This is a genomic window from Methylobacterium sp. GXF4, assembly GCF_000272495.1.
Taxonomy (GTDB): domain Bacteria; phylum Pseudomonadota; class Alphaproteobacteria; order Rhizobiales; family Beijerinckiaceae; genus Methylobacterium; species Methylobacterium brachiatum.
In genome coordinates, this window is the sequence record NZ_AKFK01000050.1 from 74,128 (window position 1) to 87,219 (window position 13,092).

At 69.9% G+C, this 13,092-nt stretch carries 11 protein-coding genes; 4 read left to right on the forward strand and 7 right to left on the reverse strand.

Going from position 1 to position 13,092, the window contains the following annotated elements; genetic code table 11:
- The first annotated feature begins 53 nt into the window (after positions 1–53).
- On the forward strand, positions 54–728 hold the full coding sequence (locus WYO_RS07165) for a L,D-transpeptidase (RefSeq protein ID WP_007560707.1): 675 nt from the start codon (positions 54–56) through the stop codon (positions 726–728).
- Here WYO_RS07165 and dnaE read toward each other — a convergent pair.
- Positions 725–4,243 (reverse strand): DNA polymerase III subunit alpha, encoded by a 3,519-nt coding sequence (gene dnaE / locus WYO_RS07170; protein WP_007560709.1) that lies wholly within the window; start codon positions 4,241–4,243, stop codon positions 725–727. The two genes, WYO_RS07165 and dnaE, sit on opposite strands and share 4 nt — an antisense overlap.
- A gap of 516 nt (positions 4,244–4,759) precedes the next feature.
- On the opposite strand from dnaE, the gene WYO_RS07175 reads away from it, so the two are divergent.
- Positions 4,760–6,073, forward strand: coding sequence for a nucleotide disphospho-sugar-binding domain-containing protein (locus WYO_RS07175; protein ID WP_007560712.1), 1,314 nt, complete (start codon positions 4,760–4,762; stop codon positions 6,071–6,073).
- Between the two features lie 61 nt (positions 6,074–6,134).
- Here the strand turns inward: WYO_RS07175 and WYO_RS07180 are convergent, their stop codons facing one another.
- Positions 6,135–6,596, reverse strand: a complete 462-nt coding sequence (locus WYO_RS07180; RefSeq protein ID WP_007560715.1) for a hypothetical protein — start codon at positions 6,594–6,596, stop codon at positions 6,135–6,137.
- 355 nt (positions 6,597–6,951) lie between these two features.
- On the opposite strand from WYO_RS07180, the gene WYO_RS07185 reads away from it, so the two are divergent.
- On the forward strand, positions 6,952–7,611 hold the full coding sequence (locus WYO_RS07185) for a hypothetical protein (protein ID WP_007560717.1): 660 nt from the start codon (positions 6,952–6,954) through the stop codon (positions 7,609–7,611).
- 12 nt (positions 7,612–7,623) lie between these two features.
- On the opposite strand, the gene WYO_RS07190 is transcribed toward WYO_RS07185, so the two are convergent.
- The 3 genes from WYO_RS07190 to proS all read right to left on the reverse strand — a co-directional run bounded on the left by WYO_RS07190 (position 7,624) and on the right by proS (position 11,206).
- Positions 7,624–8,337, reverse strand: coding sequence for an ABC transporter ATP-binding protein (locus WYO_RS07190; protein WP_007560718.1), 714 nt, complete (start codon positions 8,335–8,337; stop codon positions 7,624–7,626).
- Positions 8,338–8,350: 13 nt separating this feature from the next.
- Positions 8,351–9,649: a lipoprotein-releasing ABC transporter permease subunit gene (locus WYO_RS07195; RefSeq protein ID WP_007560720.1), complete on the reverse strand. Its 1,299-nt coding sequence runs from the start codon at positions 9,647–9,649 to the stop codon at positions 8,351–8,353.
- A gap of 231 nt (positions 9,650–9,880) precedes the next feature.
- Entirely contained in the window at positions 9,881–11,206 is a 1,326-nt protein-coding gene (proS, locus tag WYO_RS07200; protein ID WP_007560722.1) for a proline--tRNA ligase, read from the reverse strand.
- 658 nt (positions 11,207–11,864) lie between these two features.
- Here proS and WYO_RS07205 point away from each other — a divergent pair.
- Positions 11,865–12,062: a hypothetical protein gene (locus WYO_RS07205; RefSeq protein WP_007560724.1), complete on the forward strand. Its 198-nt coding sequence runs from the start codon at positions 11,865–11,867 to the stop codon at positions 12,060–12,062.
- Between the two features lie 29 nt (positions 12,063–12,091).
- Here the strand turns inward: WYO_RS07205 and WYO_RS07210 are convergent, their stop codons facing one another.
- On the reverse strand, positions 12,092–12,427 hold the full coding sequence (locus tag WYO_RS07210; RefSeq protein WP_007560726.1) for a DUF1467 family protein: 336 nt from the start codon (positions 12,425–12,427) through the stop codon (positions 12,092–12,094).
- Complete coding sequence (gene mce / locus WYO_RS07215) at positions 12,424–12,828, reverse strand: methylmalonyl-CoA epimerase (RefSeq protein WP_007560728.1); 405 nt, start codon at positions 12,826–12,828, stop codon at positions 12,424–12,426. Before mce ends, WYO_RS07210 begins: the two co-directional genes overlap by 4 nt.
- Positions 12,829–13,092: the final 264 nt, after the last annotated feature.

Here is a 13,092-nt window from a genome sequence, read left to right on the forward strand (position 1 = left end):
GGCGACAGCGTGGCGGTTCTCTCGATCCGCACCCTTCGCGAGATCGCCGACCCATGACCCTCACCCGCCGGACCCTGCTCGCAGGCACGCCCCTTCTGCTGCCCGGTTGCGTCACCCGGCAGACGGCGCCGGTGTCGGATCTGCGCCCACCGGTCGATCCCGCCTTTGTCGCGATGTATGCCGCCCTCCCCGGCGAGCCCTTCCCGGTCCCGGCGGTGGACCTGACGGGGATCGACCCGCGCTTCCTGCGCCAGGAGGTCGACTACGCCACGGCCGAACCGCCCGGCACGATCGTGGTCGATCCGGGCTCGCGCTTCGCCTACCTCGTGCGGGAGAAGGGACGGGCGATCCGCTACGGCGTGGGCGTCGGCCGGGAGGAGGCGTTCAACTTCCGCGGGCCGGCCACCATCGCCCGAAAGGCCGAATGGCCGCGCTGGACGCCGACGCCCGCGATGATCAAGCGCGAGCCCGAGCGCTACGGGCCGGTCGCCGGCGGCCTGCCGGGCGGTGCCGGCAACCCCCTCGGGCCCCGGGCGCTCTACCTCTACCGGGACGGCCGGGACACGCTCTACCGGCTGCACGGCACCACGGAGCCGCAAACCGTCGGCACGATGGTGTCGTCAGGCTGCGTTCGCCTCCTGAACCAGGACATCATCGACCTTTACGGCCGCGTGCCGGTGGGGACGCGGGCCGTGGTGCTGGCGGCAGCCGGTTCGGAGGCGAGCTAGCTCACCTCCACCTGCACCACCCCCGGCACGGTCCGGAGCTGGCCGGCGAGCTGGGGCGAGGCCTGGAACTTGCCCGGGAGCCGGATCTCGACCTCGCGGTCGCCGCCGTCGAGCTTGAGGATCAGCGAGACCTCGCTCTCCCCCCGCATCGACAGGCGCTGCTGCACCGGTGCGACCCCGCGCGGGTCGCTGAGATGGATGCGGATGCCCTTCTGGTGGCGGGCGACCGCGTGATCGAGGGGCTCCGCGGTCAGGATCCGGGCGCGCACGTCCTCGCCCTCCAGGTTCGCCTGGAGCTGGAGCACCAGGGGCCGGCCCGGCTCGAGGATGTCGCGGTACTGGCCCAGGCCCTCGGAGAAGATGATCGCCTCGAAATGCGCGGTCCGGTCCGACAGGGTGACGATGCCCATCTTGTTGCCGGTCTTGGTGCGCCGCTCCGCCCGGTCGAGCACCGAGGCGGCGACCCGGCCGACGCTGCTGGTCCCGGCCCGGACCGAGCGGCAGAAATCGGCCCAGCTCTGCACCCGCAGCTTGTCCAGCAGGTCGCCGTACTCGTCGAGCGGGTGGCCCGACACGAAGAACCCGATCGCCGTGTATTCGCGCTTGAGCGTGTCGGCCATCGGCCAGACCTCGTGCGGCGGGATCCGCAGGGACACGTCGTCCGCGACCACGCCGCCGAACATGTCGGTGACGCCCGTGGAGGCCGCCTCGGCGGCGCTGGTGGCGAGCTTCATCATCGGCTCGACCGCCGCGAAGGCCCGGGCCCGGTCGGGCTCGATGCAGTCCAGCGCCCCGGCCTGGACCAGGCTCTCCAGGGTGCGCTTGTTGATCATCCGCGGGTTGAGCCGGCGGGCCAGGCAGGCGAGGTCCTTGAACGGGCGGTCGCCCCGGGCCTCCACCAGCGCCCGCACCGCCTCGCGGCCGACGCCCTTGATGGCGGCGAGCGCGTAGAAGATCTTGCCGTCGCGCACCTCGAACACCTCGCCGGAGGTGTTGATCGAGGGCGGCTCGACCGTGATCTTGAGGCGCTGCGCGTCCTGGCGGAATTCGGCGAGCTTGTCGGTGTTGTCGATGTCGAGCGTCATGGCGGCGGCCAGGAACTCGACCGGGTAGTTCGCCTTCAGGTAGCCGGTCTGGTAGGTCAGCAGGGCGTAGGCCGCCGCGTGGCTCTTGTTGAAGCCGTAATCGGCGAACTTGGCCAGGAGGTCGAAGATCTCGTTGGCCTTGGCCTTGGTCAGGCCGCGCTCGGTGCAGCCTTTGAGGAACCGGTCGCGCTGCGCGTCCATCTCGGCGCGGATCTTCTTGCCCATGGCGCGCCGGAGCATGTCGGCCTCGCCGAGCGAGTAGCCGGCCAGGACCTTGGCGATCTCCATCACCTGTTCCTGGTAGACGATGATGCCGAAGGTCTCCTTCAGCATCGGCTCCAGCTTCGGATCCGGGTACCAGGACGCCTCGTTGCCGGCATCGCGGCCGAGCTTGCGCTCGCAATAGACCGGGATGTTGGCCATCGGGCCCGGCCGGTAGAGGGCGACGAGGGCGATGATGTCCTCGAACCGGTCGGCCTGCATCTCGCAAAGGGCCTTGCGCATGCCGGCGGATTCCACCTGGAACACCCCGACCGTCTCGCCCCGGCCCATCGGCGTGTAGGTGTTCTTGTCGTCGAGCGGCAGGCTCGCCAGGTCGATCTCGATGCCGCGCTGCTTCAGCAGGTCGGTGCAGCACCGCAGCATCGTGAGCGTCTTGAGGCCCAGGAAGTCGAACTTCACGAGGCCGGCCTGCTCGACCCACTTCATGTTGAACTGGGTCACCCGCATCCCGGTCTTCGGGTCTCGGTAGAGCGGGACCAGCTCCTCGAGGGGCCGGTCGCCGATCACCACGCCGGCCGCGTGGGTCGAGGCGTGGCGGTGCAGGCCCTCGAGCTTCTTGGCGATGTCGATGAGCCGGGCGACGATCGGCTCCTCCTCCATGGCCTGCTGAAGCTTGGGCTCGCCTTCGATCGCCTGGGCGAGCGTCACCGGGTTGGCCGGGTTCTGCGGCACGAGCTTGGTCAGCTTGTCGACCTGCCCGTAGGGCATCTCCAGCACGCGGCCGACATCGCGCAGCACGCCGCGGGCGAGAAGCGTACCGAAGGTGATGATCTGCCCGACCTGCCGCTCGCCGTAGCGCTGCTGGACGTAGCGGATCACGCGCTCGCGGCCCTCGACGCAGAAGTCGATGTCGAAATCCGGCATCGAGACGCGCTCGGGGTTGAGGAAGCGCTCGAACAGCAGGCCGAAGCGGAGCGGGTCGAGGTCGGTGATCAGCAGCGACCACGCTACCAGCGAGCCGGCACCGGAGCCGCGGCCCGGGCCCACCGGAATGTCGTGGTCCTTGGCCCACTTGATGAAGTCGGAGACGATCAGGAAGTAGCCCGGGAACTTCATCTTGACGATGACGTCGAGCTCGAAGGCGAGGCGCTTGCGGTAATCGTCCTCCGAGAAGCCCGGCGCCGTGCCGTGCTGCTTCAGCCGCAGCTCCAGCCCGGCTTCGGCCTGGCGGCGCAGCTCGGTCGGCTCGTCGGCCGCCACCGCCTGGACCGGGGCGTCGGACGCCTGGGCCAGCGCGTCGGCCATGGGCGGCGTCTCCCCCGCCGCGACCGAGCCGAAATTCGGCAGGATCGGCTTGCGGGTCCGCGCCCGCACGGCGCAGCGCATGGCGATCTCGACCGTGGCCTGGAGCGCGTCCGGCAGATCGTGGAACAGCGCGGCCATCTCGGCGCGGGTTTTGAAGGCGTGGCGCGGGGTGACCCGGCGCCGACGCTCGTCCGAGACCAGCCGCCCGTCCGCGATGGCGAGCAGCGCGTCATGGGCGTCGTAATCGTCGGGCTTGGCGAAGAACGGCTCGTTGGTCGCCGCGATCCCGAGGCCGTGGCGGCCGGCGAGGTCGAGGAGCGCCGTCTCGATCCGCGCCTCCTCGGGCAAGCCGTGGCGCTGGATCTCGACGTAGAGCCGGTCCTCGCCGAAGGCCGCCTTGAGCTGCTTCAGCCGGCTCAGGGCCAGCTCGGGCCGGCCGGCCCGGAACGCCGCGTCGAGGGGGCCGGACAGGCCGCCGGTGAGCGCGATCAGGCCGGTGCCGCACTCGGCCAGGGCGGCGGCTTCGACCCGCGGCGTTTCGCCCAGCGCCGTGTCGAAATAGGCGCGGCTGGCCAGCCGCAGCAGGTTGGCATAGCCGGCCTCGTCCTGGGCGAGCAGCACGACCCCGTGGCTCGTCGGCGCCGCGCGCTGGTGCGGGTCGGCCGCCTCGAACGCCACCGAGAGCTGCACCCCGGCGATCGGCTGGACGCCCTCCCCGGCCGCCTTCTCGGAGAATTCCAGCGCCCCGAACAGGTTGTTGGTGTCGGTGAGGGCCAGGGCCGGCTGCCGGTCGCCGACCGCGGCCTTGACCAGGGAGCCGACTTTCAGCGCCCCTTCCAGAAGGGAATAGGATGAATGGACGTGGAGGTGGACGAATCCGACCTCCTTGAGCTGGCGTGGCATGGCCGACCTTGTTCAGGGGTCGCCCAACATCCCCGCTCGGCCTTGCCAAGTCGACGTATGGCGAAGCCATCGGCGACGATATCCACCGGTCGTGTTCCGGGCGCACCAGTTCGGCCGCCCGCTGTGGACAATCCGCGCGCGAGCGCCGATCGCCTGTGCATAAGGCGTTTCGGGCGGGAACCGCGCGCCAAAACGCAAAGCCCGGCTAACGGACGGGTGCCAGTGCTATCGCCCAGGCGCCGACAGCCGCGAACAGCATCCCGAACGCCATGAACTCGACCATTCCGGTCAGGACCAACCGCTTCAGCATCGTCGTGCCTCCCGTGTTCCACCCCCATAATGTTCATCTTTTGTTCCGTTGAAAGCGCCTTCGGGCTTGCGGCGCCTGCGGCTTTAAAACGTGGTAAACAAATAGTGGCTTGATGCAGATCGGGTGGCCTGGCATGCCGCCGGCCTATACGGGCGTTCGATATTTGACCGGGGGGGTCAAAGGAGCAGGCTATTCCCGCGCAACACATGGGGGGACGGATCCAGGTCGCACTGGTGGCCGTCGGCACGCATGGCGACGTGCTGCCGTTCATCGCGCTGGGCCACACGCTTCTGGCCCGCGGGCACGGGGTCTCGCTGGCGGCACCGGCCCCGTTCGAGGCGATGGCGCGCCGCGCCGGCCTCGCTTTCCAGCCGCTCGGCTCGGCCGCCGATTACGAGTCCGTCATCGACCAGCCTGAACTCTGGCATCCGCGCTGGGGCTTCCGCCCGATGTTCGACTTCGCCATGCAGGTCGCCGAGACGACCTGCCTCTGGCTCGGGGCGACCCGGGCGCGCGGGGTCGAGCAGATCGTCGTCGCCTCGCCCCTGGCCTGGGGCGCGCGGTTGGCGCAGGAGCTCTACGACATCCCGTCCGCCACGCTGCACGTGATGCCGTTCCTGATCGAGAGCCGGTCCGATCCGCCCCGGCTGCCCGGGCTGCCGCTGCCCCGGATCCTCCCGGCGGCCGCGCGCGCCTGGCTCAACCAGGGGGCCGACACAGTGGCGGTCGGCCCGTTCACGCTTCCGCCCCTGAACGCGCTGCGCGCGCGGCTGGGCCTCGATCCGGTCGCCCGGCTGCGGCACTGGTGGAACAGCCCGACCCGCATGCTGCTGATGTTTCCGGACTGGTACGCCGCCCCCCAGGCGGACTGGCCGGCCCAGGCGGTGCAGCTCGGCTTCCCGCTGGTCGACCGGTTCGGCGACGTGCCGGCGATGCCCCCGGAGCTCGAGGCCTTCCTGGCCGCGGGCGACGCGCCGCTCGTGTTCACCTACGGCTCGGCGATGCGCCAGGGGGCGTCCTTCTTCGAGACCGCCTTGGCGGTCTGCCGCCGGATGGGCCGGCGCGGCGTGCTGCTCGCCCCCCAGGACGGCCAGATCCCGAAGCCGCTGCCGCCCGGGATCATCCACCTGCCCTACGCCCCTTTGAGCGCGCTGCTGCCGCGCAGCGCGGCCCTGGTCCACCATGGCGGCGTCGGCACGGTGGCGCAGGCCCTGGCGGCGGGCATCCCGCAGCTCGTGGTCCCGGTCGCGTTCGACCATTTCGACGAGGGGCAGCGCCTCAAGGATCGGAGGCTGGGCGCGACCTTGAGCCGCCGCGCCTTCCGGCCGGCCCGGGCCGCCCGCGTCCTCGGTCGCCTGCTGTCCGATCCGGCCGTGATGCGCGCCTGCGCCCGGGCCAAGGCGCGCATGGCCGATGGCCCCGACGCGATCGGCGCGGCCTGCGACACGGTCGAGGCGTTGGCGTTCCTGGAGGCCGAACGCGGATCCGGGCGGAACGCCGCGCAGGCCGCCCGCCGGTGAGGGGTTTCGCCATCGGGGTCGCGTGAGATCACCCCGGCCGTATCAGCGATACGCTTGGCGATCAGGTGCGCCGGGGCATCCGAAAGGTCCGGATGCTCGGCACCGTCCCTGAGGGGGCGGCGAGCCACGCCCGGCGCTGCTCGATCAGCGCCGTGAGCCGTTCGCGTCGGGCGTTGGGGCGCCTGCAGTCGCAGCCGTCGAGGTCCGTGGGCTCGCAGCTGAGGATCGACACCACCGCGACGACGACGGTGAGGATGGCCAACGCCGCGAACGGCCAAGCGAGGCCGAGCCCGACCAACGCGGCAATCGCGAGCTTCCCGGCCAACGAGCCCACGATCTTGGCTTTCATCAGGACGAGGAGGCTGGTGCCACCCCCTGCCCCGCCGCGCAGGGCGCGGACGACCCGTTTGCGGAAGCGATGCTGTGCGGCCAGGGCCTCCAGGCGTCGCAAGTGCCGGCTGACCCGCGCGATCCCCGAACAGACCGGATCGGGACCGGCGGCGGCATGGGATCGATCCGTCACCGCCTCTCCCGATCCCGGCTCTCGTCCGACCTGCATGCCCCGAGCCTAGCGCGCCCTCCTGCGCGGGTCGATGCCGGCCGAATTTGTCCGCGAGCGGAGACACCTCCGCCCGCCAAACCCGCACGGGGCCCTGCAAAGGCTGACGGATCTCGGCCGGATCTCCGAGACGGACGCCGCTGACGGCCGGCCGGCGAATGAAGACTATGGTCCTGCATCGCTGGACATGTCGCCTGACCGCGCGATGATGCGGCTCACCGTGACTCGCGTGCCGACGCCGGAGGCCGAGCGCTGGGCGCGGGTTTTTTTTCCAGGGTCGTGGTGCGTCGATCCACGATCGTCTCATCGGGAGGTTGCGGTGATCCGCCTGCTGTCGAGTGTCATGGTGCTGGGTCTGGCGCACGGCGCCTACGCCGCGGATGTCATCGTGGATTATCGGGATAGTGGCTTCCGGGATGCCGAGCCTTCGGTGCTGCCGGACGAGCGCGTCCGGCTGGTGCGGATCATGGCGGAGGAGGCGCCGAAGGCCCTGCGCATGGAACTGGGCACCGATTTCGTGGTGCTGGGCTCGGCCGCCGGCGCGTTCACGCGGGCGGACAGCCGCGAGCGCGCCTATCTCATCCAGGAGAAGGCGCCTGTGGCCAGCGACCCGTTTCCGGATGCGGCGGCACCGGTCCTCGTCGTGGTCGGCGACGGCATGAAGGCGCGCTTCTTCCGGCTCCCCAAGGACGTCCAGTATCAGCGGCTCGTCGCGGCGGCCGATGTCGATCGCGACGGACGCAGCGAGGTGCTGCTCGAATCCGGCGCCTACAACATGGGCGAGAGCGTCACCGCGCTCACCGTCGTCAAGCTCGACCCCGCCACCGGGCTCGCGACGCCGGGGCAGGTCCTCCGGGATGTGTTCACTGACAGCTGCGACGGCGGCTCGGGCCGCAAAGCCCGCACGGCCTCGACTCTCTCCCTCGACGCATCGTCGGGAGGTCTTATCGCGCGCCGCTACCAGCTCAAGTGTCGATGAGGGACGCCGCCCTCACTCCAGCGGCGTGATCAGCCCGTCGCGGATCGTCACCCGGCGGTCCATGCGGGCAGCGAGGTCCAGATTGTGCGTGGCGACCAGGGCCGCGAGGCCCGAGGCCCGCACCAGCGACATCAGCACCGAGAAGACGTGGCCGGCCGTGCCGGGGTCGAGATTGCCGGTGGGCTCGTCGGCGAGCAGCAGCCGCGGGCCGTTGGCCACCGCCCGGGCGATGGCGACGCGCTGCTGCTCGCCCCCCGACAGCTCGGCCGGGCGATGCGGCAGGCGCTCCTTGAGGCCCAGGAAGCTCAGGAGCTCGGTGGCGCGGGCCTTGGCCTCCGCCCGGCCGAGGCCCCGGATCAGCTGCGGCATCACCACGTTCTCGAGCGCCGAGAATTCCGGAAGCAGATGGTGGAACTGGTAGACGAAGCCCATCTCCTCGCGCCGCAGGCGGGTGCGCTCGGCATCCGGCATCGCGGCCGTGGGCCGCCCGCCGATATAGACCTCGCCGCCGTCGGGCCGCTCCAGCAGGCCCGCGAGGTGCAGGAGCGTGGACTTGCCGGCGCCCGAGGGTGCCACCAGGGCCACGAGCTCCCCGGGCCAGATCGCGAGGTCGGCCCCGCGCAGGATCTCCAGGGCCCCTTCGGCCTGCGGGTAGCGCCGCTCGACGCGGGCAAAGAACAGGGCCGGCACCGGCGGAGTGCCGGCGGGCTGGCTTGCATCGCTCATGGGGTGCGGACCGTCAGCCGTAGCGCAGGGCCTGCACCGGATCGAGCCGGGCGGCACGCCAGGAGGGATAGAGCGTCGCCGCGAGCGACAGCAGGAGCGCGGTGATCACCACGGCGGTGATCTCCTTCGGGTTCATCTGGGCCGGGATCTCGGCGAGGAACCGCACGGTCGGATCCCAGGCGCCGGGAAACAGCACATGCTGGATCGGCTTGATGTTCAGGGTGATCAGGACCCCGAGCCCGAGGCCGCTCAGGGTGCCGACCAGGCCGATCAGCGCGCCGTTGATCAGGAACACACGCATGATCGTGCCCGGGGTCGCCCCCATGGTGCGCAGGATCGCGATGTCGCTCGACTTGTCGCGCACGAGCAGGATCAGGCCCGAGACGATGTTGAGCGTCGCCACCACGACGATTAGGCTGAGGATCAGGAACATCACGTTGCGCTCGACCTCCAGCGCCCCGAAGAAGGTGCGGTTGCGCTGCCGCCAATCGGTGAGCAGCACCGGGCGCTCGGCCGCCATCTCCAGGGGCTCGCGCATCTCGCCGACCTGATCGGGCTTGTCGACGTAGATCTCGATCATGCTGACGTCGCTCTCCCGGTTGAAGAACGCCTGCGCCTCGGTGAGCGGCATGAACACGAAGGTCTGGTCGAACTCGGTCATGCCGACCTCGAACACCGCCTTGACCGCGTAGCTCTTGGTGCGGGGCGCCGTGCCGAAGGGCGTGGACGAGCCCTTCGGCGTCACCAGGGTGATGTTGTCCCCGGCCTGGAGGCCCAGGGAATCCGCGAGCCGCCGGCCGATCAGGACGCCGCTGCCGTCGTCGAACCCCTCCAGCGTACCGCCCCGGATCGCGCTCGACACCGCGGCGAGCGCGTCGAGATCGGCGGCGCGCACGCCGCGCACGATCACGCCGGAGCCGCCGAACTGCGACGAGGCGAAGGCCTGGCCTTCCACCAGCGGCACCGCGGCGCGCACGCCGGCCACCTTCGAGAGGCGCTCCGACAGGTCGACCCAATCGTTGAACGGCCGGTCGATCGGGGTGGCGAACAGGTGCCCGTTGATGCCGACGATCTTGGAGAGCAGCTCCGCCCGGAACCCGTTCATCACCGAGAGCACGATGATCAGGGTGGCGACGCCGAGCGCGATGCCGAGCACGGAGAAGAACGCGACCACCGAGACGCCGCCGCCCCGGCGACGCGCCCGCAGGTAGCGGCCGGCGATGATCCACTCGAACGGCGCGAACGGGGCCGTGCCCTCGCGGAAGGAGGCCGCGAAGCTCCTCACCCGGTCGATCGCCGCTGCTCCCGTCATCGGATTAGCCCTAAGCACCATTGACCGCGCTGTCGCCGCTCCCGCGGCGAAAATGATGCATGAACACGGATTGAAGCAGAATTGCTGCTCGCAATGCTGCCTAGAGCCGTTCCCGATCGTGTTGCAATCGGAAACGGCGCGCAGGCGGTGTCGCGATGCGCTCGCCGGCGCCGAACCGGGATCCGCGTCGGCCGGGAGCGCTCCGGAGCCGCTCGCCCCGCAGCCGAGCGGTCAGACGCGGCGGATGCGGGCCAGCAGGTCGACGGTGGCGAGGCTCTCGCGCTCGCCCCCGGCGCGCCGCTTCAGCTCGACCTTGCCGTCGGCCAGGCCCTTCGGTCCGACGATCACCTGCCAGGGCAGGCCGATCAGGTCGGCGGTGGCGAATTTCGCGCCCGGGCGCTCGTCGCGGTCGTCGTAGAGCACGGACAGGCCGGCGGCCTCGAGCTCCGCCTGGATCTGCGCGCAGGCGGCGTCGGTGCCGGCATCGCCGACCTTGAGGTTGATCAGCGCCACGTCGAAGGGCGCCACCGAATCCGGCCAGATGATCCCGGCCTCGTCGTGGCTGGCCTCGACGATCGCGGCCACCAGCCGGCTCGGGCCGATGCCGTAGGAGCCCATATGGACTGGCCGCTCGATCCCGTCCGGCCCGGCGACCTTGGCGCCCATCGGCTCGGAATACTTGGTGCCGAAATAGAAGATGTGCCCGACCTCGATGCCGCGGGCGCTCAGGCGGTTCTCCTCCAGCACCTCCGCGAAGGCCTCCGGCTCGTGGATCTCGTCGGTGGCGGCGTAATGCGAGGTCCAGGCGTCGACGATGCCCTGGAGCGCGGCCACGTCGTCGAAATCGACGGTCTCGGGCGGGGTCTCGAAATCGAGATAGGCCCGGTCGCAGAACACCTCGCTCTCGCCGGTCTTGGCCAGGATGATGAACTCGTGGGACAGGTCGCCGCCGATCGGGCCGGTATCGGCGCGCATCGGGATCGCCCGGAGGCCGAGCCCCGCGAAGGTGCGCAGGTAGGCCACGAACATGCGGTTATAGGCGTGGCGCGCCCCGGCCTGGTCGAAGTCGAACGAATAGGCGTCCTTCATCAGGAACTCGCGCGAGCGCATCGTGCCGAAGCGCGGCCGCACCTCGTCCCGGAACTTCCACGAGATCTGGTAGAGGTTCTTGGGCAGGTCCTTGTAGGAGCGCACGCTCGCCCGGAAGATCTCCGTGACCATCTCCTCGGCGGTCGGGCCGTAGAGCATCTCGCGGTCGTGCCGGTCCTTCAGGCGCAGCATCTCCTTGCCGTAGGCGTCGTAGCGCCCGGATTCCCGCCACAGCTCGGCCGATTGCACGGTCGGCATCAGGATCTCGATGGCGCCGGAACGATCCTGCTCCCGGCGGATCACCGCGCAGACGCGTTCCAGCACCCGCAGGCCGAGGGGCAACCAGGCGTAGATCCCGGCCGCCTCCTGACGCACCAGGCCGGCGCGCAGCATCAACCGGTGGGAGACGATCTCGGCTTCCTTGGGCGTCTCGCGCAAGGTCGGCATGAAGTAGCGAGAAAGACGCATGTTTTCCGAGTCTTGGCCTGGATCGGGCCGGGAGGAACCGCGGCGCGAGGGCACACAACACGCCGGGGCCGGAAAATACAAGCACCGTCGGATCACGGCGCGGCCTAATCGGGCCGCGCCGCCACGGGCCGGTCGGCCGGGCCCGATGCCGCAATCGGAAGCGATCTGCCCATTTGCCGGCAAGAAAGCGCAGATTTTTCTCGCAGACCCGGTGACAACACGAATTGTTGTTCCTATAAGCGGGGCGTGATGTTTGCGACGCCCGCAAGAGGCGGCGCAGGGTCCGAGTCTCGGGAGGAAAACCGACCGCCACGCAGGCAATGCGTAGGACAATTAAAGGTCGAGCCACTGCAGCTTGAAAAGCAAGGCCTCGGGCCTTGCTTTTTTTGTTGTTGGACATCCTTCGCGGCGGCGCCTCCGATCCTTCGACCGAGGCGCTGGGCCTGAATACGGCGCCAACCAGCTCATCGCCCACGAGTCTTGCCTGCCGATCAGGGCGTGTTGCCTGCCTGCGGCAATCGGCATGCTGTGAAGAGCGGTGAAAGCGCGAACAAGTCGATGGTTTGTCGACTATTGGACTTTGCCGGCGCAAACCATTAACCCGCAACACCTTTTTGCGGCGCATGCTTGGGCATGGACCTTACCGGGTGAGCCCGCCATGCATTTTCAGATCCGCCAGGCCGAGCATCTCTGGTCCTGGGTCCTGCTCAACGAAGCCGATGAGACGGTCGCTGAATCGCATCGGACCTTCCCGTCGGCCGCACAGGCCTCCGCGGCCGCCCTCGCCTTCGCCCATCTCGTCTCGCGGGCGGGCAAGTCGCTGACGGTGCGGTCGTCTTCCGGGACGCTGCTGTAGACCGGTCGTCCTCCGTAGGTGCCGCTGCCCTACAATCCCGTCAGCGGGAACACCGCCAGAGCGGCCAGGAAGGCGACACCGGCGACCAGCGTCGTCCAGATCGCCTTCTCGCGCAGCCGCGGGGAGGCTGGAGCGCCGAGATCCTGTCCCGGAACCACGTGCCCGGGCCGGGTCTCGGGCTGGTTGCGCAGGGGCAGCACCGCGAAGAGCAGCGTCCACCACACGACGAAGTAGAGCGCGATCGCCCCGCCGATGGTGAGCCGGAACTGGCTCACCCCGACGGCCACGAAGGCGGCCACGAGCACGGCCACGGCGACCAGGGTCGCCGGGGTCGAGCGCGTCAGCGTGGTCAGGATCCGGCTCACACCTGCTCCAGCTCGACCAGCGTGCCGAGAAAGTCCTTGGGGTGCAGGAACAGGACCGGCTTGCCATGGGCGCCGATCCGCGGCTCGCCCGTGCCGAGCACCCGGGCGCCCTGCGCCTTCAGCCGGTCGCGGGCGGCCAGGATGTCGTCGACCTCGTAGCAGACGTGGTGGATGCCGCCGCCCGGATTGCGCGCCACGAAGGCCTCGATCGGCGAGCCCTCGCCGAGCGGCGCCATCAGCTCGATCTTGCTGTTCGGCAGCTCGACGAACACCACCGTGACGCCGTGCTCGGGCTGCGGCAGCGGCGGCGTGAGCGTGGCGCCCAGCGTGTCGCGATAGACCGCGCAGGCGGCGTCGAGATCCTGCACGGCGATGGCCACGTGATTGAGCCGCCCGATCATTTTTTGATTCCTCCCACCATCGAAGCCCTCTTTCCGAGAGCGTCTTGTTCGGGCTGCGGCTCAGCCACTGCGAGCTGACGCCACGTACCCCCCCTCCCGTGCGGGAGAGGGTTGGGGTGAGGGATCCGCCCTATCCGGAAGATCCTGCCCCCTCACCCTGTCCCTCTCCCGATCGGGAGAGGGGACCTGCGCAGCGTCCGGCTGTCGTCAGACAAGCCGGTGCATCCCACGCCCGAAACACTAGAGCGCCGTCGGGTCGGCAAC

Bases quoted from the DNA above. Each gene is read 5' to 3' on its own strand.
- WYO_RS07165 (WP_007560707.1), top strand. From the start codon at position 54: ATGACCCTCACCCGCCGGACCCTGCTCGCAGGCACGCCCCTTCTGCTG.
- dnaE (WP_007560709.1), bottom strand. From the start codon at position 4,243: ATGCCACGCCAGCTCAAGGAGGTCGGATTCGTCCACCTCCACGTCCAT.
- WYO_RS07175 (WP_007560712.1), top strand. From the start codon at position 4,760: ATGGGGGGACGGATCCAGGTCGCACTGGTGGCCGTCGGCACGCATGGC.
- WYO_RS07190 (WP_007560718.1), bottom strand. From the start codon at position 8,337: ATGAGCGATGCAAGCCAGCCCGCCGGCACTCCGCCGGTGCCGGCCCTG.
- WYO_RS07195 (WP_007560720.1), bottom strand. From the start codon at position 9,649: ATGACGGGAGCAGCGGCGATCGACCGGGTGAGGAGCTTCGCGGCCTCC.
- proS (WP_007560722.1), bottom strand. From the start codon at position 11,206: ATGCGTCTTTCTCGCTACTTCATGCCGACCTTGCGCGAGACGCCCAAG.
- WYO_RS07205 (WP_007560724.1), top strand. From the start codon at position 11,865: ATGCATTTTCAGATCCGCCAGGCCGAGCATCTCTGGTCCTGGGTCCTG.
- mce (WP_007560728.1), bottom strand. From the start codon at position 12,828: ATGATCGGGCGGCTCAATCACGTGGCCATCGCCGTGCAGGATCTCGAC.